This window comes from Kribbella sp. NPDC055071 (assembly GCF_053608045.1).
Genome location: NZ_JBSGUS010000008.1, coordinates 253,735 through 272,664, shown reverse-complemented (window position 1 = coordinate 272,664; position 18,930 = coordinate 253,735). Strand labels below are relative to the sequence as shown.

Annotated in this window: 19 protein-coding genes and 1 tRNA gene; 8 read left to right on the top strand and 12 right to left on the bottom strand. The window is 67.9% G+C overall.

Features of this window, described 5'->3' with window-relative positions:
* The 5 genes from ACWF4Z_RS16275 to ACWF4Z_RS16255 form a co-directional block, all read right to left on the bottom strand.
* The gene (locus ACWF4Z_RS16275; RefSeq protein WP_452243839.1) at window positions 1-630 is read right to left on the bottom strand and encodes a CoA transferase subunit B; all 630 of its coding nucleotides are present in this window, start codon (window positions 628-630) and stop codon (window positions 1-3) included.
* 6 nt (window positions 631-636) lie between these two features.
* Entirely contained in the window at window positions 637-1,428 is a 792-nt protein-coding gene (locus tag ACWF4Z_RS16270) for a CoA transferase subunit A (RefSeq protein WP_452243838.1), read from the bottom strand.
* A gap of 97 nt (window positions 1,429-1,525) precedes the next feature.
* Window positions 1,526-2,449 carry a hypothetical protein gene (locus ACWF4Z_RS16265; RefSeq protein WP_452243837.1) on the bottom strand — a complete coding sequence of 308 codons (924 nt, stop codon included), beginning with the start codon at window positions 2,447-2,449 and terminating at the stop codon, window positions 1,526-1,528.
* A 63-nt stretch (window positions 2,450-2,512) separates the two neighbouring features.
* The gene (locus ACWF4Z_RS16260) at window positions 2,513-3,211 is read right to left on the bottom strand and encodes a carbohydrate-binding family 9-like protein (RefSeq protein ID WP_452243836.1); all 699 of its coding nucleotides are present in this window, start codon (window positions 3,209-3,211) and stop codon (window positions 2,513-2,515) included.
* Window positions 3,204-3,602 carry a hypothetical protein gene (locus tag ACWF4Z_RS16255; protein ID WP_452243835.1) on the bottom strand — a complete coding sequence of 133 codons (399 nt, stop codon included), beginning with the start codon at window positions 3,600-3,602 and terminating at the stop codon, window positions 3,204-3,206. The genes ACWF4Z_RS16260 and ACWF4Z_RS16255 overlap by 8 nt, the downstream gene beginning before the upstream one ends.
* 78 nt (window positions 3,603-3,680) lie before the next feature.
* Between ACWF4Z_RS16255 and ACWF4Z_RS16250 the strand changes: the two genes are divergently transcribed.
* Complete coding sequence (locus tag ACWF4Z_RS16250; RefSeq protein WP_452243834.1) at window positions 3,681-4,037, top strand: YciI family protein; 357 nt, start codon at window positions 3,681-3,683, stop codon at window positions 4,035-4,037.
* Between the two features lie 41 nt (window positions 4,038-4,078).
* On the opposite strand, the gene ACWF4Z_RS16245 is transcribed toward ACWF4Z_RS16250, so the two are convergent.
* Window positions 4,079-4,155: transfer RNA gene (locus ACWF4Z_RS16245), tRNA-Pro, on the bottom strand.
* Window positions 4,156-4,164: 9 nt separating this feature from the next.
* On the bottom strand, window positions 4,165-5,118 hold the full coding sequence (locus tag ACWF4Z_RS16240; protein WP_452243874.1) for a metallophosphoesterase: 954 nt from the start codon (window positions 5,116-5,118) through the stop codon (window positions 4,165-4,167).
* 32 nt (window positions 5,119-5,150) lie between these two features.
* Between ACWF4Z_RS16240 and ACWF4Z_RS16235 the strand changes: the two genes are divergently transcribed.
* On the top strand, window positions 5,151-5,618 hold the full coding sequence (locus ACWF4Z_RS16235; protein ID WP_452243833.1) for a GatB/YqeY domain-containing protein: 468 nt from the start codon (window positions 5,151-5,153) through the stop codon (window positions 5,616-5,618).
* Window positions 5,619-6,440: 822 nt separating this feature from the next.
* Here the strand turns inward: ACWF4Z_RS16235 and ACWF4Z_RS16230 are convergent.
* The 4 genes from ACWF4Z_RS16230 to ACWF4Z_RS16215 all read right to left on the bottom strand — a co-directional run bounded on the left by ACWF4Z_RS16230 (window position 6,441) and on the right by ACWF4Z_RS16215 (window position 13,546).
* Window positions 6,441-8,858 (bottom strand): penicillin-binding protein, encoded by a 2,418-nt coding sequence (locus ACWF4Z_RS16230; protein WP_452243832.1) that lies wholly within the window; start codon window positions 8,856-8,858, stop codon window positions 6,441-6,443.
* Window positions 8,859-8,989: 131 nt separating this feature from the next.
* Window positions 8,990-11,350 carry an endopeptidase La gene (gene lon, locus ACWF4Z_RS16225; RefSeq protein ID WP_452243831.1) on the bottom strand — a complete coding sequence of 787 codons (2,361 nt, stop codon included), beginning with the start codon at window positions 11,348-11,350 and terminating at the stop codon, window positions 8,990-8,992.
* A 127-nt stretch (window positions 11,351-11,477) separates the two neighbouring features.
* The gene (locus tag ACWF4Z_RS16220) at window positions 11,478-12,599 is read right to left on the bottom strand and encodes an ArsA family ATPase (protein WP_452243830.1); all 1,122 of its coding nucleotides are present in this window, start codon (window positions 12,597-12,599) and stop codon (window positions 11,478-11,480) included.
* Complete coding sequence (locus tag ACWF4Z_RS16215; protein WP_452243829.1) at window positions 12,596-13,546, bottom strand: ArsA-related P-loop ATPase; 951 nt, start codon at window positions 13,544-13,546, stop codon at window positions 12,596-12,598. Before ACWF4Z_RS16215 ends, ACWF4Z_RS16220 begins: the two co-directional genes overlap by 4 nt.
* 213 nt (window positions 13,547-13,759) lie before the next feature.
* Between ACWF4Z_RS16215 and ACWF4Z_RS16210 the strand changes: the two genes are divergently transcribed.
* The 5 genes from ACWF4Z_RS16210 to ACWF4Z_RS16190 all read left to right on the top strand — a co-directional run bounded on the left by ACWF4Z_RS16210 (window position 13,760) and on the right by ACWF4Z_RS16190 (window position 17,092).
* On the top strand, window positions 13,760-13,921 hold the full coding sequence (locus ACWF4Z_RS16210; RefSeq protein WP_130386959.1) for a DUF4177 domain-containing protein: 162 nt from the start codon (window positions 13,760-13,762) through the stop codon (window positions 13,919-13,921).
* Window positions 13,918-14,379, top strand: a complete 462-nt coding sequence (locus ACWF4Z_RS16205) for a RidA family protein (protein ID WP_452243828.1) — start codon at window positions 13,918-13,920, stop codon at window positions 14,377-14,379. The genes ACWF4Z_RS16210 and ACWF4Z_RS16205 overlap by 4 nt, the downstream gene beginning before the upstream one ends.
* Before the next feature lie 317 nt (window positions 14,380-14,696).
* Complete coding sequence (locus ACWF4Z_RS16200) at window positions 14,697-15,212, top strand: hypothetical protein (RefSeq protein WP_452243827.1); 516 nt, start codon at window positions 14,697-14,699, stop codon at window positions 15,210-15,212.
* A complete protein-coding gene (locus tag ACWF4Z_RS16195) occupies window positions 15,209-15,976 on the top strand; it encodes an MBL fold metallo-hydrolase (protein ID WP_452243826.1) in 768 nt (255 codons plus the stop codon). The genes ACWF4Z_RS16200 and ACWF4Z_RS16195 overlap by 4 nt, the downstream gene beginning before the upstream one ends.
* 159 nt (window positions 15,977-16,135) lie before the next feature.
* Window positions 16,136-17,092, top strand: coding sequence for a type IV toxin-antitoxin system AbiEi family antitoxin domain-containing protein (locus ACWF4Z_RS16190; protein ID WP_452243825.1), 957 nt, complete (start codon window positions 16,136-16,138; stop codon window positions 17,090-17,092).
* A gap of 169 nt (window positions 17,093-17,261) precedes the next feature.
* On the opposite strand, the gene ACWF4Z_RS16185 is transcribed toward ACWF4Z_RS16190, so the two are convergent.
* Window positions 17,262-17,939 carry a Crp/Fnr family transcriptional regulator gene (locus ACWF4Z_RS16185; protein WP_452243824.1) on the bottom strand — a complete coding sequence of 226 codons (678 nt, stop codon included), beginning with the start codon at window positions 17,937-17,939 and terminating at the stop codon, window positions 17,262-17,264.
* Between the two features lie 212 nt (window positions 17,940-18,151).
* Between ACWF4Z_RS16185 and nth the strand changes: the two genes are divergently transcribed.
* Window positions 18,152-18,925: an endonuclease III gene (gene nth / locus ACWF4Z_RS16180; protein WP_452243823.1), complete on the top strand. Its 774-nt coding sequence runs from the start codon at window positions 18,152-18,154 to the stop codon at window positions 18,923-18,925.
* Window positions 18,926-18,930 lie beyond the last annotated feature (5 nt).

The following is an 18,930-nucleotide window of genomic DNA, read 5'->3' as shown; positions in this document are numbered from 1 at the left end:
TTACTGCGCGATGGGGGCGCCGGTCTTGGCCTGCAGGTCGTCGAAGGTCACGCCGTCGGCGAGCTCGACCAGCTTGAGCCCGTCCGCGGTGACGTCCAGGACGGCGAGGTCGGTGATGATCCGGTTCACCACGCCCCGGCCCGTGTACGGCAGGTCGCACTCCTCGAGGATCTTGTGCGAGCCGTCCTTGGCGACATGCTCCATCAGCACGATCACCTTCTTGGCGCCGTGCACCAGGTCCATCGCGCCGCCCATCCCCTTGACCATCTTGCCGGGGATCATCCAGTTCGACAGGTCGCCCTTGGCCGAGACCTGCATGGCCCCCAGGATGGCGGCGTCGATCGCGCCGCCGCGGATCATCCCGAACGACAGCGCGGAGTCGAAGAACGATGCCCCCGGCAACGTCGTGACGGTCTCCTTGCCGGCGTTGATCAGATCCGGGTCTTCTTCGCCCTCGATCGGGTACGGGCCGACGCCGAGGATCCCGTTCTCGCTCTGCAGGACGACGGTGACGCCGTCGGGGATGTAGTTCGGGACCAGGGTCGGTAGGCCGATGCCGAGGTTCACGTACTCGCCGTCGGTCAGCTCGGCGGCCGCGCGGGCAGCCATTTGCTCACGGGTGAGTGGCATAGTTTCTCAGGCCCCCTTCGGCTCTGACTGGGGTGGTGGGGTGGGAGATGTCTTCTGCACGGTGCGTTTTTCGATCCGCTTCTCGATGTTCTTGCCTACGGCAACGACTCGCTGGACGTACACGCCGGGCAGGTGGATCTCGTCCGGGTCCAGCTCACCAGGCTGGACCAGCTCCTCGACCGTGGCGATCGTGACCCGGCCGGCCATCGCGGCCAGCGGGTTGAAGTTGCGGGCGCTCCGGTCGAAGACCAGGTTGCCCTGGGTGTCGCCCTTGAGCGCGTGCACCAGACCGAAGTCGGTGACGATGGACTCCTCCAGCACGTACGTGGTCCCGTTGATCTCCCGGGTCTCCTTCGGCTCCGAGGCCTTCGCGACCGAGCCGTCGGCGTTGTACAGCTGCGGCAGCCCGCCCTCGGCGACCTGCGTGCCGACCCCGGCCAGCGTGTAGAACGCCGCGATCCCGCAGCCGCCGGCCCGCAGCTTCTCGGCCAGCGTGCCCTGCGGGGTCAGCTCGACCTCCAGCTCGCCGGACAGGAACTGCCGGGCGAACTCCTTGTTCTCCCCGACGTACGACGAAGTCATCTTGGCGATCCGTTTGTCCGCGAGCAGGATCCCGAGACCCCAGTCGTCGACGCCGCAGTTGTTCGACACCACGCTGAGCCCGGTCACCCCCTTGTCGTGCAGGGCGCTGATCAGCGCCATCGGATTGCCACACAGCCCGAAGCCGCCGACCGCGAGGCTCGCGCCGTCGCCGATGTCGTCGACCGCGGCCTGCGGCGACTCGTACGTCTTGTCCATCAGCTGCTCCGTTGCAGTCAGGGGCCGGTTCGCTCCCGACTCTAACCAGCCAGGTGCAACTCCCGCGATGTGTGCGCGACCACAACGGTCATGAACGTCAGGCGGAGGCTTCGGAGCTGATCAGGAGGTTCAGTTCGTGTAGCGCCTCGTACCGGGCGTCTTCGAGCTCGTCCGAGTCCTTCGACAGCACGTTGGCCAGGTGCTCCCTGGCGCTCAGGAGGTCGCCGCTGCACCGGGCAACCCGGGCCAGGCCGATGTGCGCGGCGGCAGCTGTCTCCGCCAGGTCCGCGTGCTCAGCCAGCGCCAGCGCCCAGCTGAAGTCCTCGCCGGCCGCATCCAGGTCGCCCCGGCGGCGGTAGAGCTCGCCGCGCTGGCAGAAGAGCAGTCCGGACTCGTCGTCGGCCCGAAGCTTCTCGGCGAGCTCCAGGGCCTCGCTGATGACGTCGACAGGGTCGTCGACGATGTCTCTGAGAGCTGTCAGCGCCAGGAACATCCCCCACCGGTCGTCAAGCATCCGGAAGCGTCCCAGCGCCGTACGCAACGCCTGAGCGGCATCACCGGGAGTAGCCGACGTCAGACCGGGGTAGCCGCGACACAGTGCGACTGCAGCCCGGGTCCAGGCGTCACCACGCTCGTTCCGCTCCAGGACCTGTTCGACCGTCGCGGCGGACTCGAACGGCCCGAACACCAGCGACCACAGCAGCACTGTCACGGAGTACCGGAACGGGCCCGTGGTGGTCAGTACGATCTGCTGGGCAAGCTCCAGCTGTTCCTGCTCGGCGGAAGCCGCTCCGTGCAGCACCGCGAGCAGGTACTCCTCGTCCATCCCGGCAGGCACGCTGCGGCCGAGCATGCTGAGCACTCGCTCCGCAGCGGCCGCGGCCTCGTCCTGCAGGCCGCGCGACCACCAGTAGCTCGAGGATTCCGCGACCAGTCGCACCGCGACCCGGGGGTCGCTCTCGCAGGCGCGCTCGATCGCGCTGACCACCTGCTCGCCGTAGCTGTCGCCCCCTGAGCTCACGTACCTCATTGTCACTCGGGGGTGTTAACGCCAGGTCACCGGGTCAACAATGAGACAGCTATCTCAGAAACGCAGGACGCCCCAGTGCTCGGGGCGGTGCATGTCCTCGATGTGCTGCGGCGACCAGACCCAGAACTCCAGGTCCTTCCCCTGCACGTAGGCGCCGTCGACCACCTCGTGCGGCCACTGGCACCGCATCAGGTTCATCCGCCACTCGTCGCCCGGGTTCGGCGGGGTGGCGCGGCCGGCGTTGTACTCGGCGAGGTCCGCCCACGGTACGGCGAGCTCCACCGTCCATCCGGTGTCCGTGTCGGACGGGTCGTTGACCGTACCGTCGACGTGGATCGCGGTCCGCAGGCCGGGCAGGTTGGTCGGGTCGATCGGTACGCCGCCGTCGACGTACGGCTTGGGCAGCGTGAGCTCCCAGATCGTCCCGAGCGGGTTGATCTCGAACTCGTAGTAGTTCTGTCCGTCGCCGTCCGGGTCGAGGAACAGTTCGAAGTTGTTCTGGTGGAAGAGCTTGCTGTTCTTCTCGGTCATCGTCGACCAGACGTGCGGCTCCTCGAGCTGAGCGCCGAGGTAGAGGTACTGGTCGTCGTACATCAGCTTCGCGCGGGTCTGGAACCGCGGTGCCGGACCGTCGGCGATCGGGACGAAGTCGCTGGTCCAGGCGGCGGTCTCCCAGGCCGGGTCGGTCAGCGTGCCGTCCAGAATCGGTGCGACGGTGGTCCGCGGGCAGTCGTAGACGGGCAGGTCAGGCATCAGCACGCTCCAGCAGTCGGGCGACAAGATTGGCGAGCAGGAAGGTGATCGCGGTCAGTACCGGTACGACGGCCAGGGTCCAGGGCGAGTCCAGGTGACCGGTCAGGAACGCGAGCACGAGGACCAGCATGAACGCGACCCCGAGGAACGCGACCAGCCGGGGGTGCGGCATCGCCAGCCGGCTCAGCGCGATCCCGCCGAGCACCATGGTGACGACCACGATCACCACGAGCAGCGGGAGCCCGAGCGGACCGCAGTTCGAGGTGTCGCGGAACCGCTCGCAGCTCCGCTCACTCAGCCAGACCCCGGCGATGGACACGAACCCCGACAACAGGCCGACGACCGGCAGGATCAGCAGCGGTGGCAGTGGGGGCGCCTCGGCACGGCTCATTGCCGCAGGCTATCGGGCTCCCAGAACGTACGCGACGGCATCGCGCGCGGTGCCGGTCATTCGGCGTACGTTTCGTGTATGCGCTTCGACCGCTACACCGTGACCCTGCTGACGCTGCGCCCCGACGCGCCCGCGATGACGGACGCCGAGGCCGCCGACCTCCAGGACCGCCACCTGGCCCACGGCGCCGACCTCCAGGGCCAGGGCCTGATCCTCGCCCGCGGCCCTCTGGTCGACCAGGACGACGAGTCCCTCCGCGGGATCTCCATCTGGTCCATCGACCAGGACGCCGCCCGCGCGCACGCAGCCAGCGACCCGGCGGTCCTGGCCGGGCGCCTGGCCGTCCAGGTGATGACCTGGATGATGCCCGCCGGGAATCTCCACTTCGAGAAGGTCCGGGTGCCGCGCTCGGTTGCCGAAGCGACGTCCGAGTAGAGACAGCAGAAGAGGCCCCTCAGCGAGGGGCCTCTTCCACGTGGTCGGGCTGACAGGATTTGAACCTGCGACCTCTTCGTCCCGAACGAAGCGCGCTACCAAGCTGCGCCACAGCCCGAAGTCGCCGTTAGCTTACATGTGACGACTGCTGCGGCGAAATCGGGTTAATCCGTGGGACGAGCGTGAGCAGGGTCGCCTCCGGCCGGCAGGCGAAACGGACCGGCGCGTACGGCGAAGTCCCGAGGCCGGCGGACACATGCAGAGCCGCCTGACGGCCGTCGTGACCCCAGGTGGACAGGCCCTTCACCCGCGAGACGTCGAGGTCGCAGTTCGTCACGAGCGCTCCGTAGAACGGCACCGCGAGCTGGCCGCCATGGGTGTGACCGGCCAGCACGAGCGGATAACCGTCGCCGACGAATCCGTTGAGGACCCGCTGGTACGGCGCGTGCGTCACGCCGATCGACAGGTCGGCCGTCGGGTCCACCTCACCCGCGACTTCGGCGTACCGGTCGCGCTTGATGTGCGGGTCGTCGGTGCCGGCGAAGTCGAGTCGCATCCCGTTGACCTTGAGCGTGGCCTTCGCGTTGTTCAGGTCGGTCCAGCCGGCGCCGGTGAACGCGCGCCGCATTTCCTCGAACGGCAGGTCCGGCCCGTGTGGCTTGTGCCGTTGCTTCTGCGCGGGCAGCAGGTACTTCGCCGGGTTCTTGAAATGCGGCTTCCAGTAGTCGTTGGAGCCGAAGACGAAAACCCCGGGAAGATCCAGCAGATCGCCGTACGCACGAAGCAGTGGGCGGACCGAATTCTCGTGGGAGAGGTTGTCGCCGGTGTTGACGATCAGGTCGGGCTCGAGCGCGGCCAGCCGATTCACCCAGCCGATCTTGCGCTCCTGGGTCGGCATCAGGTGCAGGTCCGACAGGTGCAGCACCTTGAGCGGCGCGGCACCTTCCTCCAGCACCGGAACCGTCACTCTGCGCAGCGTGAACCAGCGCACCTCGACGGCGGCGGCGTACGCGACACAGGCCGCGCCGGCGGCCCCGACGACCGCCGTCGTTTTCAGAGTGGTACTGACAAGCCCACGCAAACTCATTCCTCCAGCCTGCCACAATGATGGTCATGTCCAACTCCGGAATGAAGCAGCGCCTGCACGACGACATGACCGCGGCCCTCAAGGCCCGCGACGAGCTCCGCAAGTCGACCCTGCGGATGGTGCTCACGGCCGTCGCCAAGGCGGAGGTCTCCGGCAAGGAGGCCCGCGAGCTGTCCGACGCGGAGATCGTCGACGTGCTCGGCTCGGAGGCGAAGAAGCGCCGCGAGTCCGTCACCGCCTACCGCGACGCCGGCCGCCCCGAACTCGCCGAGAAGGAGCAGGCCGAGGCGGACATCCTCGCCGAATACCTCCCCGAGCAACTGACCGAGGCCGAGATCGTCGCCCTCGTCACCGCCACCATCGCCGAAACCGGCGCCGCCGACCTGGGCCCCCGAGGCATCGGCAAAGTCATGGCCGCCCTCCAACCCAAAGTAAAAGGTAAAGCCGACGGCTCTGTAGTCTCCACCGAAGTAAAACGCCAACTAGGCGCCTGACGCGGAGGCTGTGGTTGCGAGGACGAGGCAGGGCTCCCGCTGGTCCTCTCCGCCCTCGGCCCAGGAGCCGGACTCGCCTTGATCCGAGGGGTCGCACGTCGGGTGTGATCCAGGTGGGGGATCGTGATGAGGCTGAAGGCCGCGCGGATGGAGCGCCGGCGTGATCGCGGGCGCTGGACCGTGGTGAGGGTGAGCGAGGAGGGGAGCCGGGGTGAGCTCAACTATCTGGTGGGTGGACCCCTGAGATGCGGGGTTGCGGACCCTGGATATGGGTGATTAACCCCCAACGTCAGGGGCAGACCCATGAAATGGGGCCCGCCGAGGGACCGGGTGCGCAGAGTCGTAGCGATTGGTTCGGGCCGGGTCTTCGGCTCGTGGATTCCGGCGGGATTCTTCGCCGATGTGGAGCCGGAACCCGCGACTCGACGACGGGCGCGGGGGATGTTGCGGTTCTTGTGACTGGTGTGGGCGATGGGCGGACCGCCGACACTCACCAACCAGACCACCGAGCAACCGACACCCACCCGGGCAGGCTCAACCACCCTGCCCGGCTCCACCGGACCGCCCGTTGATGAGTGGCACGGGTCCGCTTCGTCGGCGACCAGTCGGGTGAGCGGCACCGCGACCAGCACGATCACGCAGCCCGGAGACCGCGAGAACCACATCCCCGTCCCGGCACCGTCATCACCACACCCAGCTCGCGCACACCACTCGAGCGCGTATCAACCACCCCGCGCCCCGCCGAAGGCGGCAACCAAGTCAGCCGCCGCGCAGCGGTGTCTGATCAACCCACACATCCGTCACAAGAACCGCTTTATGTTGTTAGCAGTTTGGGTATTTGGGGTTCCACGGTGGGCAGACGTTGGGGCCGCGGGGTGGTTTGGTGGTGCCGCCGCCGGTCGGCGGCTTGGTGGTGGTGCCGCCGGTGGGGGGTTTGGGGGAGTTGGTGTTCGAGGGCTGGTTGGCTTTGCTGCCGTTGGAGATGAAGATCGTGACCTTCGAGCCTTCGGGGGCGCCGTCGCGTTGGCGGGGGCTGGTGTAGGCGACGGTGCCGGCGGTCTCCTCGGAGTTGACCGTGCCGGAGGCGATCTCGGTCTCGAAGCCGGCCTGGCTGAGCTTGTTGGCGGCGTCGTCCGGGTTCATCCCGTTGACGAACGGCAGATCCTTCACGTCACCGCGATTGATCTTGTCCGACGGCGCGGTGAAGTGGGTCGTCGGGTAGCCCTGCAGTGCCGCCTTCATCGCGACCTCCCAGATCGGTCCGGCCGTGCCGGAACCTGTCGGGTCGTTGATGTCGTGGCCGTTCAGCGTCTGCCCCTGCAACTGCTTGTAGGGCAGCGAGGCATCGGCGACAACGGAGGCCGCCGCGAGTTTCGTGGTGTAGCCCGCGAACCAAACCGCCTTCGCCTCCTGGATGGTTCCGGTCTTGCCGGCCAGGTCGCTCTTGCCGAACTTCAAGTGCTGACCGGTACCGCCCGACTCCAGCACTTGGTGCAGGACCGCGTTCACACCGTCGGCAACCTCGGGGGCGATCGCCTGCTTGCAGTCCGCACCCGGTGAGCCGACCGACTTGCCGGCTGCGTTCTTGATCGAGGTGACCATCCACGGCGAGCAGTACATCCCGCGAGCACCGAAAGCGGCGTAAGCGCCGGCCAGCTGCAGCGGTGTCACGTAGTCGACGCCCAGCGTCATCGAAGGAACCTGGGTGAGCGGCGCGTGGTCCTGTGCGTTGTACATGCCCAGGCTGGCTGCGATCTTGGCGATCGGGCACAGACCGATCTGCTGCGAGAGCTGCAGGAAGTAGGTGTTGGTCGACAGCTGCGCCGCCTGGATCATGGTCGGATCCGGCACGTTGTGGGTCGAGTTGCTCGGGTGGTAACTGTCGGGGGTCGTGACGGTCCCGTTGCAGGTGCTGAACTTCTTCCCGCCCAGGTCGATGGTGTTCGGCGAATTGATCTTGTAGTTGAGCGGGAACCCCTTCTGGATCGCGGCCGCAATCGTGAACGCCTTCATCGTCGAACCGTTCTGGAAGCCGCCGTACCCGCCGGGGTAGGACTTCGGGACGTTGTAGTTGTACGACGTCTGGTTCTTCTTCCCGCCGTACGGCTTGCTCTGCGCCATCGCCTTCACCAGGCCCGTGCCCGGCTCGACGATGGTGATCGCAGCGATCGCCTGGTCCGTCGGATTGGAGTGGCTGTCCACCGATCGCTGGGCGTCCGCCTGCAGCTTGGGGTCCAGCGAGGTGGTGATCGTCAGGCCGCCGGTCTTGAGGAAGCTGGCGCGCTCGGCCGGTGTCTTGCCGAGGGCCGGGTTCTCCTCGAGCTCCGACACGACCCACTCGCAGAAGAACGGGTACGGGCCGTTGGCGCAGCCGAGTTTGTTCGGGCGGATCTTGGCCGGGTTGATGACCGGGGTCTTCAGCGCCGCGTTGGCCTGGGTCGGCGAGATCACCTTCAGCTCGGCCATCCGCCGGAGCACCACGTCCCGGCGCTCTTTCGCCCGCGACATGCTGTTGGTCGGGTCGTAGCCGGTCGGGTTCTTCACCAGGCCGGCCAGCAGCGCGGCCTGCGGCAGCGTCAGCTGGGACGCGTTCACCGAGAAGTAGTGCTGGGCGGCGGACTGGATGCCCCACGCGCCGTCGCCGAAGTTCGCCAGGTTGAGGTACTTCTCCAGGATCTCGTTCTTGGAGTATTCCTTCTCGACCGCGATCGCGTACCGCAGCTCGGCGACCTTGCGCTGGTAGGTGTCGGCGGTGGCGTCGGCGACCTCTTCGGGCGTCTTCGCCTTCTCGACCAGGCTCACCTTCACGTACTGCTGGGTGATGCTCGAACCACCCTGCTGGATCCCGCCCGAGGACTGGTTCTGCAGCAGCGCGCGCAGGGTGCCCTTGAGGTCCAGGGCGCCGTGCTCGTAGAACCGGTCGTCCTCGATCGCGACGATCGCCTTCTGCATGATCGGCGCGACGTCCTTGAGTTTGACCGGCACGCGGTTCTGCTCGGCCAGGGTCGCGATCAGCGTGCCGTCCTTGGCCAGGATGGTGCTCTTCTGCTTGAGCGGCACCTCGTCGAACTGCTGTGGCAGGTCTTGGAGGGTCTCGGAGGTCTGCTGGGTTGTGAAGCCGACAAGGCTTGCGAACGGGATGGCGAGACCGGCGGCCAAGGCCCCCGACAACACGCTCACCCCAAGAAACATGACCACCGATTGGACGACTCCCCGGTCGCCCTTCTCCCTCACACGCATGGTTATAGAGACTACGGGATGCCTCTTTTGGGTTACCGCTGCGAATGTGAGTTCGGTCACCCTGTCTGGACAAAGTTCATCCAAAAGAATGAGGGCCCGAGCAACTGCTCGGGCCCTCAGTTCGTACGACGTTATGCGGCGTACTGGTGTGCGTCGACCTCAGCCGGAACCAGTGCCAGCTCCAGCACCTCACGGACGTCGCTGACCGGGTGGACCGTCAGCTCCTTCAGCACGGACTCCGGCACATCCTCCAGATCCGGCTCGTTCCGCTTCGGGATCAGGATCGTGGTCAGCCCGGCCCGGTGCGCAGCGAGCAGCTTCTGCTTCACCCCACCGATCGGGAGGACCCGTCCGGTCAGTGACACCTCACCGGTCATCGCGACCTCCGAGCGGACCGGCCGCCCGGACAGCAGCGACGCCAGCGCCGTTGTCATCGTCACACCCGCCGACGGTCCGTCCTTCGGGACAGCACCGGCCGGCACGTGGATGTGGGTGTTCCGCTCGGCCAGGTCGCCGACAGGCAGCCCCAGCTCCGCGCCGTGCGAGCGCAGGTACGACAGGGCGATCTGCGCCGACTCCTTCATCACGTCACCCAGCTGCCCGGTCAACGTGACTCCGGTCGGGCCGGTCTCCTTGTCGGCCAGCGACGCCTCGATGAAGAGCACGTCACCGCCCGCACCGGTCACCGCCAGTCCGGTCGCCACACCCGGAAGCGCCGTACGCTCGGCCGACTCCGGAGTGAACTTCGGCGAACCCAGGTACGCCTTCAGGTCACCCGAACCGATCCGCTGGGTCCCGACGTCCTCGCCCAGGGCGATCTTCGCCGTCACCTTCCGCAGGACGCGGCTGATCGAACGCTCCAGCTGCCGTACGCCGGCCTCCCGGGTGTACTCGCCCGCGAGCAGGCGCAGCGCCGAGTCCTCGAGTGTCACCTCGTCCGCCGTCAGGCCCGCCCGCTCCAGCTGACGCGGGAGCAGGTGGTCACGGGCGATGACGACCTTCTCGTCCTCGGTGTAGCCGTCCAGCTGCACGAGCTCCATCCGGTCCAGCAGCGGCCCAGGGATCGAGTCCAGCACGTTCGCCGTGGCCAGGAAGACCACGTCCGACAGGTCCAGCTCCACCTCCAGGTAGTGGTCCCGGAAGGTGTGGTTCTGCGCGGGGTCCAGGACCTCGAGCAGTGCGGCCGTCGGGTCACCCCGGTAGTCCGCGCCGACCTTGTCGATCTCGTCCAGCAGTACGACGGGGTTCATCGAACCCGCCTCCGTGATGGCCCGGACGATCCGGCCCGGCAGGGCACCGACGTACGTCCGCCGGTGACCGCGAATCTCGGCCTCGTCCCGCACACCGCCCAGTGCGACCCGGACGAACTTCCGTCCCATCGCCCGCGCCACGGACTCACCCAGCGAGGTCTTACCCACACCAGGAGGACCGACCAGGGCCAGTACGGCGCCACTGCGGCGTCCACCGACCACACCCAGACCACGGTCCGCGCGGCGACGCCGTACGGCCAGGTACTCGGTGATGCGCTCCTTCACGTCATCCAGTCCGGCGTGGTCCGCGTCCAGCACGGCCCGCGCCTCGCGGATGTCGTAGCTCTCCTCGGTCCGCTCGTTCCACGGCAGCTCGAGGACGGTGTCCAGCCAGGTCCGGATCCAGCCGACCTCGGGAGACTGCTCCGCGGTCCGCTCCAGCTTGTCGACCTCCGCGAGTGCCGCCTTGGCGACGTGCTCGGGCAGATCGGCCGCTTCGACGCGGGCCCGGTAGTCCTCTTCCTCGGTCTCGGCCTTACCGTCCAGCTCGGCCAGCTCCTTGCGGATCGCGGCCATCTGCTGGCGCAGCAGGAACTCCCGCTGCTGCTTCTCCATGCCTTCCTGGACGTCCTTCTGGATCGTCTCGGAAACCTCGAGCTCGGCGAGGTGATCCTTCACCCAGCCGATCAGCTTCTCCAGCCGCTCGGTCACGTTGGCGTTCTCGACCAGCTCGGACTTCTGCTCGTTCGTCAGGTACGACGCGTAGCCGGCCAGGTCGGACAGCTCCGCGGGGTCGTTCACCTGCTTCACGGAGTCGATCACCTGGTAGGCGCCGCGACGCTGCAGCACCGAGGTCATCAGAGTCTTGTACTCCCGCGCGAGCTCGGCCGACTTCGCGTCGGTGATCTCGTGCAGTACGGTCGCGCTCACCCACAGTGCCGCACCCGGACCGGTCGTACCGGCGCCGATGAGCACTCGCGAGGTCCCGCGGATCACGGCCGCCTGGGCACCGCCCGGCAGCCGGCCGATCTGCTCGATCTCACCGAGCGTCCCGGCCTTGGCATATTTTCCGTCCAGTCGCGGTACGAGAAGTACCTGCGCCGTGCCACCATCGCCGGAGGCCTGCGCGGCATCGATCGCCGCCCGTGCCTCGGGGTCGGCCAGTCGGACCGGCACGACCATTCCCGGCAGGACCACGACGTCGTCCAGCGGCAGAACCGGAAGATTCAACGTATCGGTCACGCTGTCACACCCTTATCCAAAGATTGAGTCTGACTGGCTCAACCAACGACCCCACCAGGTCATTCCCGGGGGTCCGGAGCGTTCGCTCCCGGTGAAATCAGGGCGCTGCCGGTGAAATCAGGGGTGATCAGGCGGTGAGCAGCTCGCCGATCTGGCGTAGACCGGTCAGGTCGTGCACGTCGTCGGCCAGCGCCGGCACCTCGACGGCCGGGATCGAGCGGTGGCTCCGGCGGAACCGGTCGGCGCGTTTGTGCTCCCCGACGACCTGCCGCATCTTGTCCGCGTGCAACCGCAGTACGGCGGCCGTCAGCGGCGACTTGTCCGCCTCCTCCAGCCGCTCGGCGGCGGCCAGCGACCGCTCGGCCGACAAGTCCGCGGCCTCGCTGTTGGTGACGCGGTTCAGGACGACGCCGGCCAGCGGCATGCTCTCCGCCCGCAACCGCTCGGCGAAGTACGACGCCTCCCGCAGCGCGTCGTTCTGCGGAGCGGCGACGACGAGGAACGCGGTGTGCGGTTCACGCAGCAACGCCACCGTCTTCTCGGCCCGCGCCCGGAACCCGCCGAAGAGCGTGTCGAACGCCGCCACAAACGTTTGGACGTCGGTCAGCACCTGGGTCCCGAGCACCTTGTTCAGCACCGACATCGCCATGCTCACCCCGGCGGACATCAACTTGAACGGACCACGCGCCGGCGCCAACAGCAGCCGCAGGAACCGTCCCTCCAGCAACGACGCCAGCCGCTCAGGCGCATCCAGGAAGTCCAGTGCCGACCGCGACGGCGGAGTGTCGACCACGATCAGGTCCCACTCGCCGGTCTTCTCGGCCTGCTTGTGCAGCTGGCCGAGCTTCTCCATCGCCATGTACTCCTGCGTCCCCGCGAACGACGACGACAACGCCACATAGAACGGATTCGCCAGGATCTGCTCGGCCTTCTCCGGCGTCGCATGCGCCAGTACGACGTCGTCGAACGTGCGCTTCATGTCCAGCATCATCGCGTCGAGCCGGCCGCCGTTCGTGGTGTCGGCCTCGGCGACGGCCCGCGGGGTGTTGTCCAGCTCGGTCAGCCCCAGCGACTGCGCGAGCCGCCGGGCCGGGTCGATCGTGAGTACGACGACCTTCCGGCCGCGCTCGGCCGCACGCAGACCCAAGGCCGCGGCCGTGGTCGTCTTACCGACCCCGCCGGCGCCGCACGTCACGATGATGCGCGTCGCCGGATCGTCGATCAGCGCATCCAGATCCAGGTCCGTCACGGGCGGAGCTCCTCGGCGAGGTCGACGAGGGCGCCGTGGTCGATTCCCTCGGGCTGCAAGGCCAACTCGGTCACTTTCTTGCCCAGGGCATCAATCCGGTCGCGGTTCTCGCGTTCGAGTCCGACCCGGATCGCGTGATCGTGGGCCTCGGCCGCGAGCGTCTTCACGAGCGCGGCGTCGGCGGTGAGTCCGGCCGCCTTCAAGCCCCTGGTCAACTCGGCGATCGGCAGTTTCTCCTTCACCGCAAGGGCAAGCGCGTCATCGTCGAGCGGGCTGTTGCGGACCATGTTCACCACGATCGATCCGATCCGCAGGTCGAGAGCCTCCAGTTGCTCGACCGCGTCGAGCGTCTCCTGGACCGGCATCTCTTCGAGCAGCGTGACCAGGTGGATGCGTGTGACGTCCGAGCGCAGCATGCCCATGATCGCGTCCGCCTGGTTGCGGATCGGCCCGACCTTGGCCAGGCCGGCGACTTCGTGGTTCACGTTCAGGAATCGCGCGATCCGGCCCGTCGGTGGTGCGTCCAGTACGACGGCGTCGTACGCGAGGCGTCCGTGCGCCTTGCGCCGCGTCGCCTCGTAGACCTTGCCGGTCAGCAGTACGTCGCGCAGTCCCGGCGCGATCGTGGTGACGAAGTCGATCGCGCCGACCTTGTCGAGTGCCTTCCCGGCGCGGCCGAGGTGGTAGTACATGTCGAGGTACTCGAGCAGGGCGGCCTCGGCGTCCACGGCCAGGGCGAACACCTCGCCTCCGCCGGGGCCGGTCGCGATGCGCGTCTCGACGTACGGGAGCGGCGGTACGTCGAACAACTGGGCGAGCCCCTGGCGTCCCTCGACCTCGACCAGGAGGACGCGTCGGCCCTGGTCGGCGAGGGACAGCGCCATGGCGGCCGCAACGGTTGTCTTCCCGGTGCCCCCCTTACCGGTGACCACATGCAGTCTCGCCATGGTCCCAGGGTAGGACGTGCTCCACGACACACGGCGAGGGCATGTCTCCCGGCCCCACGCCTACTGCGCGGCACTCGGCACGGCACCTCGCCGCACGGTTGCAAAGGCCGCGATGCTCCGCATCGAGACCTTCGCCCCCGCACGCCGATGCGCCGCACCGAGCACCTGCTCGCGACGGCCTGGGTCCGGGAGACATGCCCTAGAGTCCACCTCATGAAGAAGTTCGAGTACTTCACTGCGCCGCTGCTGGTCCACTCGACCAAGGAGATCCTGGACAACTTCGGCCAGGACGGCTGGGAGCTGGTCCAGGTCGTCCCGGGGATGAACCCGGAGAACCTGGTCGCCTACTTCAAGCGGGAGATCGAGGACAAATGAGCCACCCCGAGGAGAAACTCGCCGAGCTCGGCCTGAAGCTGCCCGACGTGGCCAAGCCGGTCGCCGCGTACGTGCCCGTCGTACGCACCGGTGACCTCGTCTACACGTCCGGCCAGCTGCCGCTGCGCGAGGGCACCCTGATCGCCACCGGCAAGGTCGGCGCCGAGGTGACCGCCGAGGTCGCGAGCGAGTGCGCCCAGCAGTGCGCGCTGAACGCCCTGGCCGCGGTCAAGTCCGAGATCGGCGATCTGGCCGACATCAAGCGCATCGTCAAGGTCGTCGCGTTCATCGCGTCCACGCCCGACTTCACCGGCCAGCCGCAGGTCGCGAACGGCGCCTCCGAGCTGTTCGGCCAGGTCTTCGGCGACATCGGCCAACACGCCCGCAGCGCCGTCGGCGTCCCGGTCCTCCCCCTCGACGCCCCCGTAGAGGTCGAACTGATCGTCGAGGTCGGATAACCACACCCGTGCGTGACCTGAGGTCCCACCGAATGTCCGGCCAGATGGCCGAGACAGCCCTCGCCCACGCCCGCAGCCACCACCCCCCAGCCGCCCCCCGCCCAGCCTCAACAGTCATCCTCCTCCGTGATGCAGCGGGGCCGGAGGTCTATCTGTTGAGGCGGCAGCGGAGTATGGCGTTTGCGGCGGGGATGACTGTGTTTCCCGGGGGTCGGGTTGATCCGACCGACTCGACGATTGCTGATTCGTGGTCTGGGCCGTCGCCGGAGTGGTTTGCGGATCGGCTGGGGTGTAGTGCGTACGCGGCGGCTGCTTACGTGGCTGCGGCCGTGCGGGAGACGTTCGAGGAGTCCGGCGTACTGCTCGCCGGCCCGTCGAGCGAGGAGGTCGTCGGCGACACCACCGGCGACGATTGGGAGGCTGACCGGATCGCCCTGGAGACGCGGGCGGTCGGGTTCGCCGAGTTCCTGCATCGGCGCGGGCTGGTCCTGCGGGCGGATCTGCTCGGCCCTTGGGCGCGCTGGATCACGCCGGAGTTCGAGCCCAAGCGGTACGACACCTGTTTCTTCGTCGCGGCGCTTCCGCCCGGCCAGATCACCCGGGACGTGACCAGCGAATCCGACCAGGTCGCCTGGATGCGCCCGGCCGACGCCGTCACGGCCGTCGACACGGGCGAGCTGCTGATGCTGCCCCCGACGTACGTGTGCTGCCGCGAGCTCTCGGCGTACGACGAGGTGGCGGCGATCCTGCCCGCGGCGGCCGCCCGGGAGATCCGCACCATCCTCCCGACCGTGCGCCTTGACGGCGACGACGCCTACCTGGAGACCCGATGAGAGTCACCGACTACGCGAGCCTGGTGCTGGCCGACAACCCCGGCCTGATGACCCTGGACGGGACGAACACCTGGATCCTCCGCGCTCCGAACGCCGACGAGTCGGTGGTCGTCGACCCCGGGCCGATGCTGGAGGACCACCTCCGCGAGGTCCTCGACGCCGCGGGCAAGGTCGCCGTCGTACTGCTGACCCACAAGCACCCGGATCACTCCGAGGGCGCGGCCTGGTTCGCCAACCAGGCCGGCTGCGGCGTCCGTGCGGTCGACCCGGCGTTCCGGATCCCGACCGACCACGCCCACGGCCTCGCGGAAGGCGACGTGATCACCGCCGGCGAGCTCCGCATCGAGGTCCTGCCCACCCCCGGCCACACCCTCGATTCGGTCTGCTTCTGGCTCCCGCAGGACGGCTCACTCCTGACCGGCGACACGGTCCTGGGTCGAGGCACATCAGTCGTAGCCCACCCAGACGGCGCCCTGGGCCCGTACCTCGAATCCCTCGAAAAGCTCCAGGCCTTCGCCAACTCCCCAGCCGGCGTACACCGCCTCCTCCCCGGCCACGGCCCAGTCATCACCGACCCCGGCAAGGTCCTCTCGTACTACCTCAAGCACCGCGAGCAACGCCTGGCCCAGGTCCGAGCCGCCGTAGCCGAAGGCCACACCACCCCCGAGGCCGTCGTCGAACACGTCTACGCCGACGTGGACCGCTCCCTCTGGCCCGCAGCCCAACTCTCCGTCCAAGCCCAACTCGACTATTTGGCTGGCTGACCCATCGATTTGCCTGGCCAACCCACGAAGTCAGGGGTTTGTGACCCACAACCTGGGTGATTAACCCCAGATTTCGTGGGTCTGCCAGGCAAATTGGGGTTATCCACAGATCGGGCGAGAGGTGTCCCGGGACCGCCCGGCTGCATGGATGCTGGAGACATGAACCCCAGACTCGAGGCGGTAGCAGCCAAACATGGCGGCGTCTTCAGTCGGCAGCAGGCGCTCCGGGCCGGGTACACGCCCGACCAGATCGAGGATCGCCTGCGCGACAGTCGGTGGGAACGAGTCCGTCACGGCCAGTACGTCGAGCGCACGGACCTGGACCATCTGCCACCTTGGGAACGTGAGCTCCTGCTCCATCGGCGGCTGGTATACGCGGCAGTCAACGCGATGCGTCCGGGTACGGCGATAGTGAGCCACCACTCGGCCCTCGTCGTTCACGGCGTCCCGGTCTGGGGTGTCGACCTCACCGAGGTGCAGCTGACGAGGTCGGACTCCGCCCGCACCGGCTCGGCCGCGAGGGTGCGACATCACCACGGTCAACTGACCGGCGACGCCGTCATCGAGGTCGACAATCTGAGGGTCACCTCGGTCGCCAGATCCCTCGTCGAGACCGCGGCCGCGGGGTCCTTCGAATCCGCGGTGGTCAGCGCTGACGCCGTACTGCGGAATCGAATGGTGCCCGATGCCGAGCTGCGCGGAGCAGTCGAGCAGACGGAGTTCTGGCGCGGTGGGCCGACCGTTCGAGCCGCTGTGGGTTTTGCAAGCCCGTTGGCGGAGTCAGTCGCTGAATCGCGGCTACGCGTGCTGATGCATCAGCAGGGGCTGCCGGGCCCGGAGCTTCAGGCGGTGTTCCACGACGCGGACGGATTCATCGGCCGGGTCGACTTCTACTTTCCCGAGCATCGCACGATCGTCGAGTTCGACGGCATGTCGAAGTACGCCGATGGTTCGAGCGTGGTGCTGATCCAGGAGAAGATCCGCGAAGACCGATTGCGTGCTCTAGGCCTGCAGGTGGTCAGGCTCACCTGGGAGGATCTCGCGCATCCGGACCGTACGGCGATGCTCATCCGGCGGGTGTTTGCCCGGTCCCGAGAGACGTACCGCGCTGGGTAACCCACGAAGTCGGGGGTTCCACACCCATATCAAGGGTGGGTAACCCCCGACTTCCCTGGTCAGCCAGGCAAATTGGTGGGTCAGCCAGGCAAATTGGTCGGGATGGCTGGGGGATGGGTGGAGCGGGCGAGGTGGGGTGGGCGAGGTGGGGTGGGTGATGTGAGGTGAGCTAGCGGGCTCGGCGTTGTAGGCGGTCGACGTCCAGGAGTACGACGGAGCGGGGCTCGAGGCGGACCCAGCCGCGGGACGCGAAGTCGGCCAGGGCCTTGTTCACGGTTTCGCGGGAGGCGCCGACGAGTTGGGCCAGCTCTTCCTGGGTGAGGTCGTGGTGGACGTGGACGCCGTCGTCCGCCGTACGTCCGAAGCGGCTGGCCAGGTCGAGCAGAGCCTTCGCCACGCGCCCTGGTACGTCGGAGAACACCAGGTCGGCCACCACGTCCGACACCTTGCGGAGCCGGCCGGCCAGCTGCAGCAGCAGGCCGCGGGCCACCGCGGGGCGGCCGTCCAGCCAGCGGAGCAGCTCGTCGTGGGTCAGCGACATCAGCGTCGCATCGGTCACCGCCGTTACCGTGGACGACCGGGGACCCGGGTCGAAGAGCGACAGCTCACCGAACATCTGGCCGGGGCCGAGGACGGCGAGCAGGTTCTCCCGGCCGTCGGCGGAGGTGCGGCCGAGCTTGACCTTGCCCTCCACCACGATGAACAGCCGGTCACCGGAGTCGCCCTCGTGGAACAGCACCTGGCCGCGGCGCAGCCTGCTCTCGGACATCGACGCGGCCAGAGCGTCGGCTGCCTCGTCGTCGAGCTGACTGAACAGCGGTGCCTGTTTGAGTACTGCGGCATCCACCTTGGGCCTCCTAGGACCTTCGACCACGCCTGCGGACGGGGGATCGCCCTCGACCGGCACCGGAGTCGTTACCAACCGGTTGCCCCAAAACCGTAGCCCCTCAGGTGCGGCTACCGCCACGCAGGCATGCCTGGGCGCCTCCCAGCGTGTCGGTTTACCGCCTGATCCGGACCCGGGAAGGATTGTGGGTGGCGGCACGTAGGCTTCCTCCCATGCCATCCCAGCAAGTCGCAGAGCACCCGCAGGTCGCTCTGAAGCTGCCCCGCAAGGCCCCGGTTTTCACCGACGAGACGCACACCCAGCTCGTCCGCCGGGCCCGCAAGATGCACAAGGTCCTGACCGAGACGTATCCGGACGCTCACTGCGAGCTGGACTTCACCAACCCGCTCGAGTTGCTGGTGGCGACCATCCTGTCGGCCCAGACCACCGACGTGACGGTCAACAAGGTGACCCCGACCCTCTTCGCGAAGTACCCCACGGCCCAGGCCTACGCCGAGGCGGACCGCGAGGAGATGGAGGCGATCCTCAAGCCGACCGGGTTCTTCCGGGCCAAGACCAACAGCGTGATCAAGCTCGGCCAGGCCCTGGTCGACGAGTACGACGGCGTCGTACCCAACAAGCTCGAGGAGCTGGTCAAGCTCCCCGGCACCGGCCGCAAGACCGCGAACGTCGTCCTCGGCAACGCCTTCGGTGTCCCCGGCATCACGGTCGACACGCACTTCGGCCGGCTGGTCCGCCGGTTCGGCTGGACGACCGAGGAGGACCCGGTCAAGGTCGAGCAGATCATCGGCGAGCTGTTCCCGAAGAAGGACTGGACGATGCTCTCGCACCGGCTGATCTTCCACGGGCGCCGCCGCTGCCACGCCAAGAAGCCGGCGTGTGGCGCCTGCCCCGTGGCGCAGTGGTGCCCGTCGTACGGCACCGGCCCGACCGACCCCGAGGTCGCCGCGAAGCTGGTGAAGGTCCCAGTGTCAGGCTCGGTGTGAGGCCC

Bases quoted from the DNA above. Each gene is read 5' to 3' on its own strand.
- ACWF4Z_RS16275 (WP_452243839.1), bottom strand. From the start codon at position 630: ATGCCACTCACCCGTGAGCAAATGGCTGCCCGCGCGGCCGCCGAGCTG.
- ACWF4Z_RS16270 (WP_452243838.1), bottom strand. From the start codon at position 1,428: ATGGACAAGACGTACGAGTCGCCGCAGGCCGCGGTCGACGACATCGGC.
- ACWF4Z_RS16260 (WP_452243836.1), bottom strand. From the start codon at position 3,211: ATGCCTGACCTGCCCGTCTACGACTGCCCGCGGACCACCGTCGCACCG.
- ACWF4Z_RS16255 (WP_452243835.1), bottom strand. From the start codon at position 3,602: ATGAGCCGTGCCGAGGCGCCCCCACTGCCACCGCTGCTGATCCTGCCG.
- ACWF4Z_RS16250 (WP_452243834.1), top strand. From the start codon at position 3,681: ATGCGCTTCGACCGCTACACCGTGACCCTGCTGACGCTGCGCCCCGAC.
- ACWF4Z_RS16235 (WP_452243833.1), top strand. From the start codon at position 5,151: ATGTCCAACTCCGGAATGAAGCAGCGCCTGCACGACGACATGACCGCG.
- ACWF4Z_RS16230 (WP_452243832.1), bottom strand. From the start codon at position 8,858: ATGCGTGTGAGGGAGAAGGGCGACCGGGGAGTCGTCCAATCGGTGGTC.
- ACWF4Z_RS16215 (WP_452243829.1), bottom strand. From the start codon at position 13,546: ATGGCGAGACTGCATGTGGTCACCGGTAAGGGGGGCACCGGGAAGACA.
- ACWF4Z_RS16210 (WP_130386959.1), top strand. From the start codon at position 13,760: ATGAAGAAGTTCGAGTACTTCACTGCGCCGCTGCTGGTCCACTCGACC.
- ACWF4Z_RS16205 (WP_452243828.1), top strand. From the start codon at position 13,918: ATGAGCCACCCCGAGGAGAAACTCGCCGAGCTCGGCCTGAAGCTGCCC.
- ACWF4Z_RS16195 (WP_452243826.1), top strand. From the start codon at position 15,209: ATGAGAGTCACCGACTACGCGAGCCTGGTGCTGGCCGACAACCCCGGC.
- ACWF4Z_RS16190 (WP_452243825.1), top strand. From the start codon at position 16,136: ATGAACCCCAGACTCGAGGCGGTAGCAGCCAAACATGGCGGCGTCTTC.
- nth (WP_452243823.1), top strand. From the start codon at position 18,152: ATGCCATCCCAGCAAGTCGCAGAGCACCCGCAGGTCGCTCTGAAGCTG.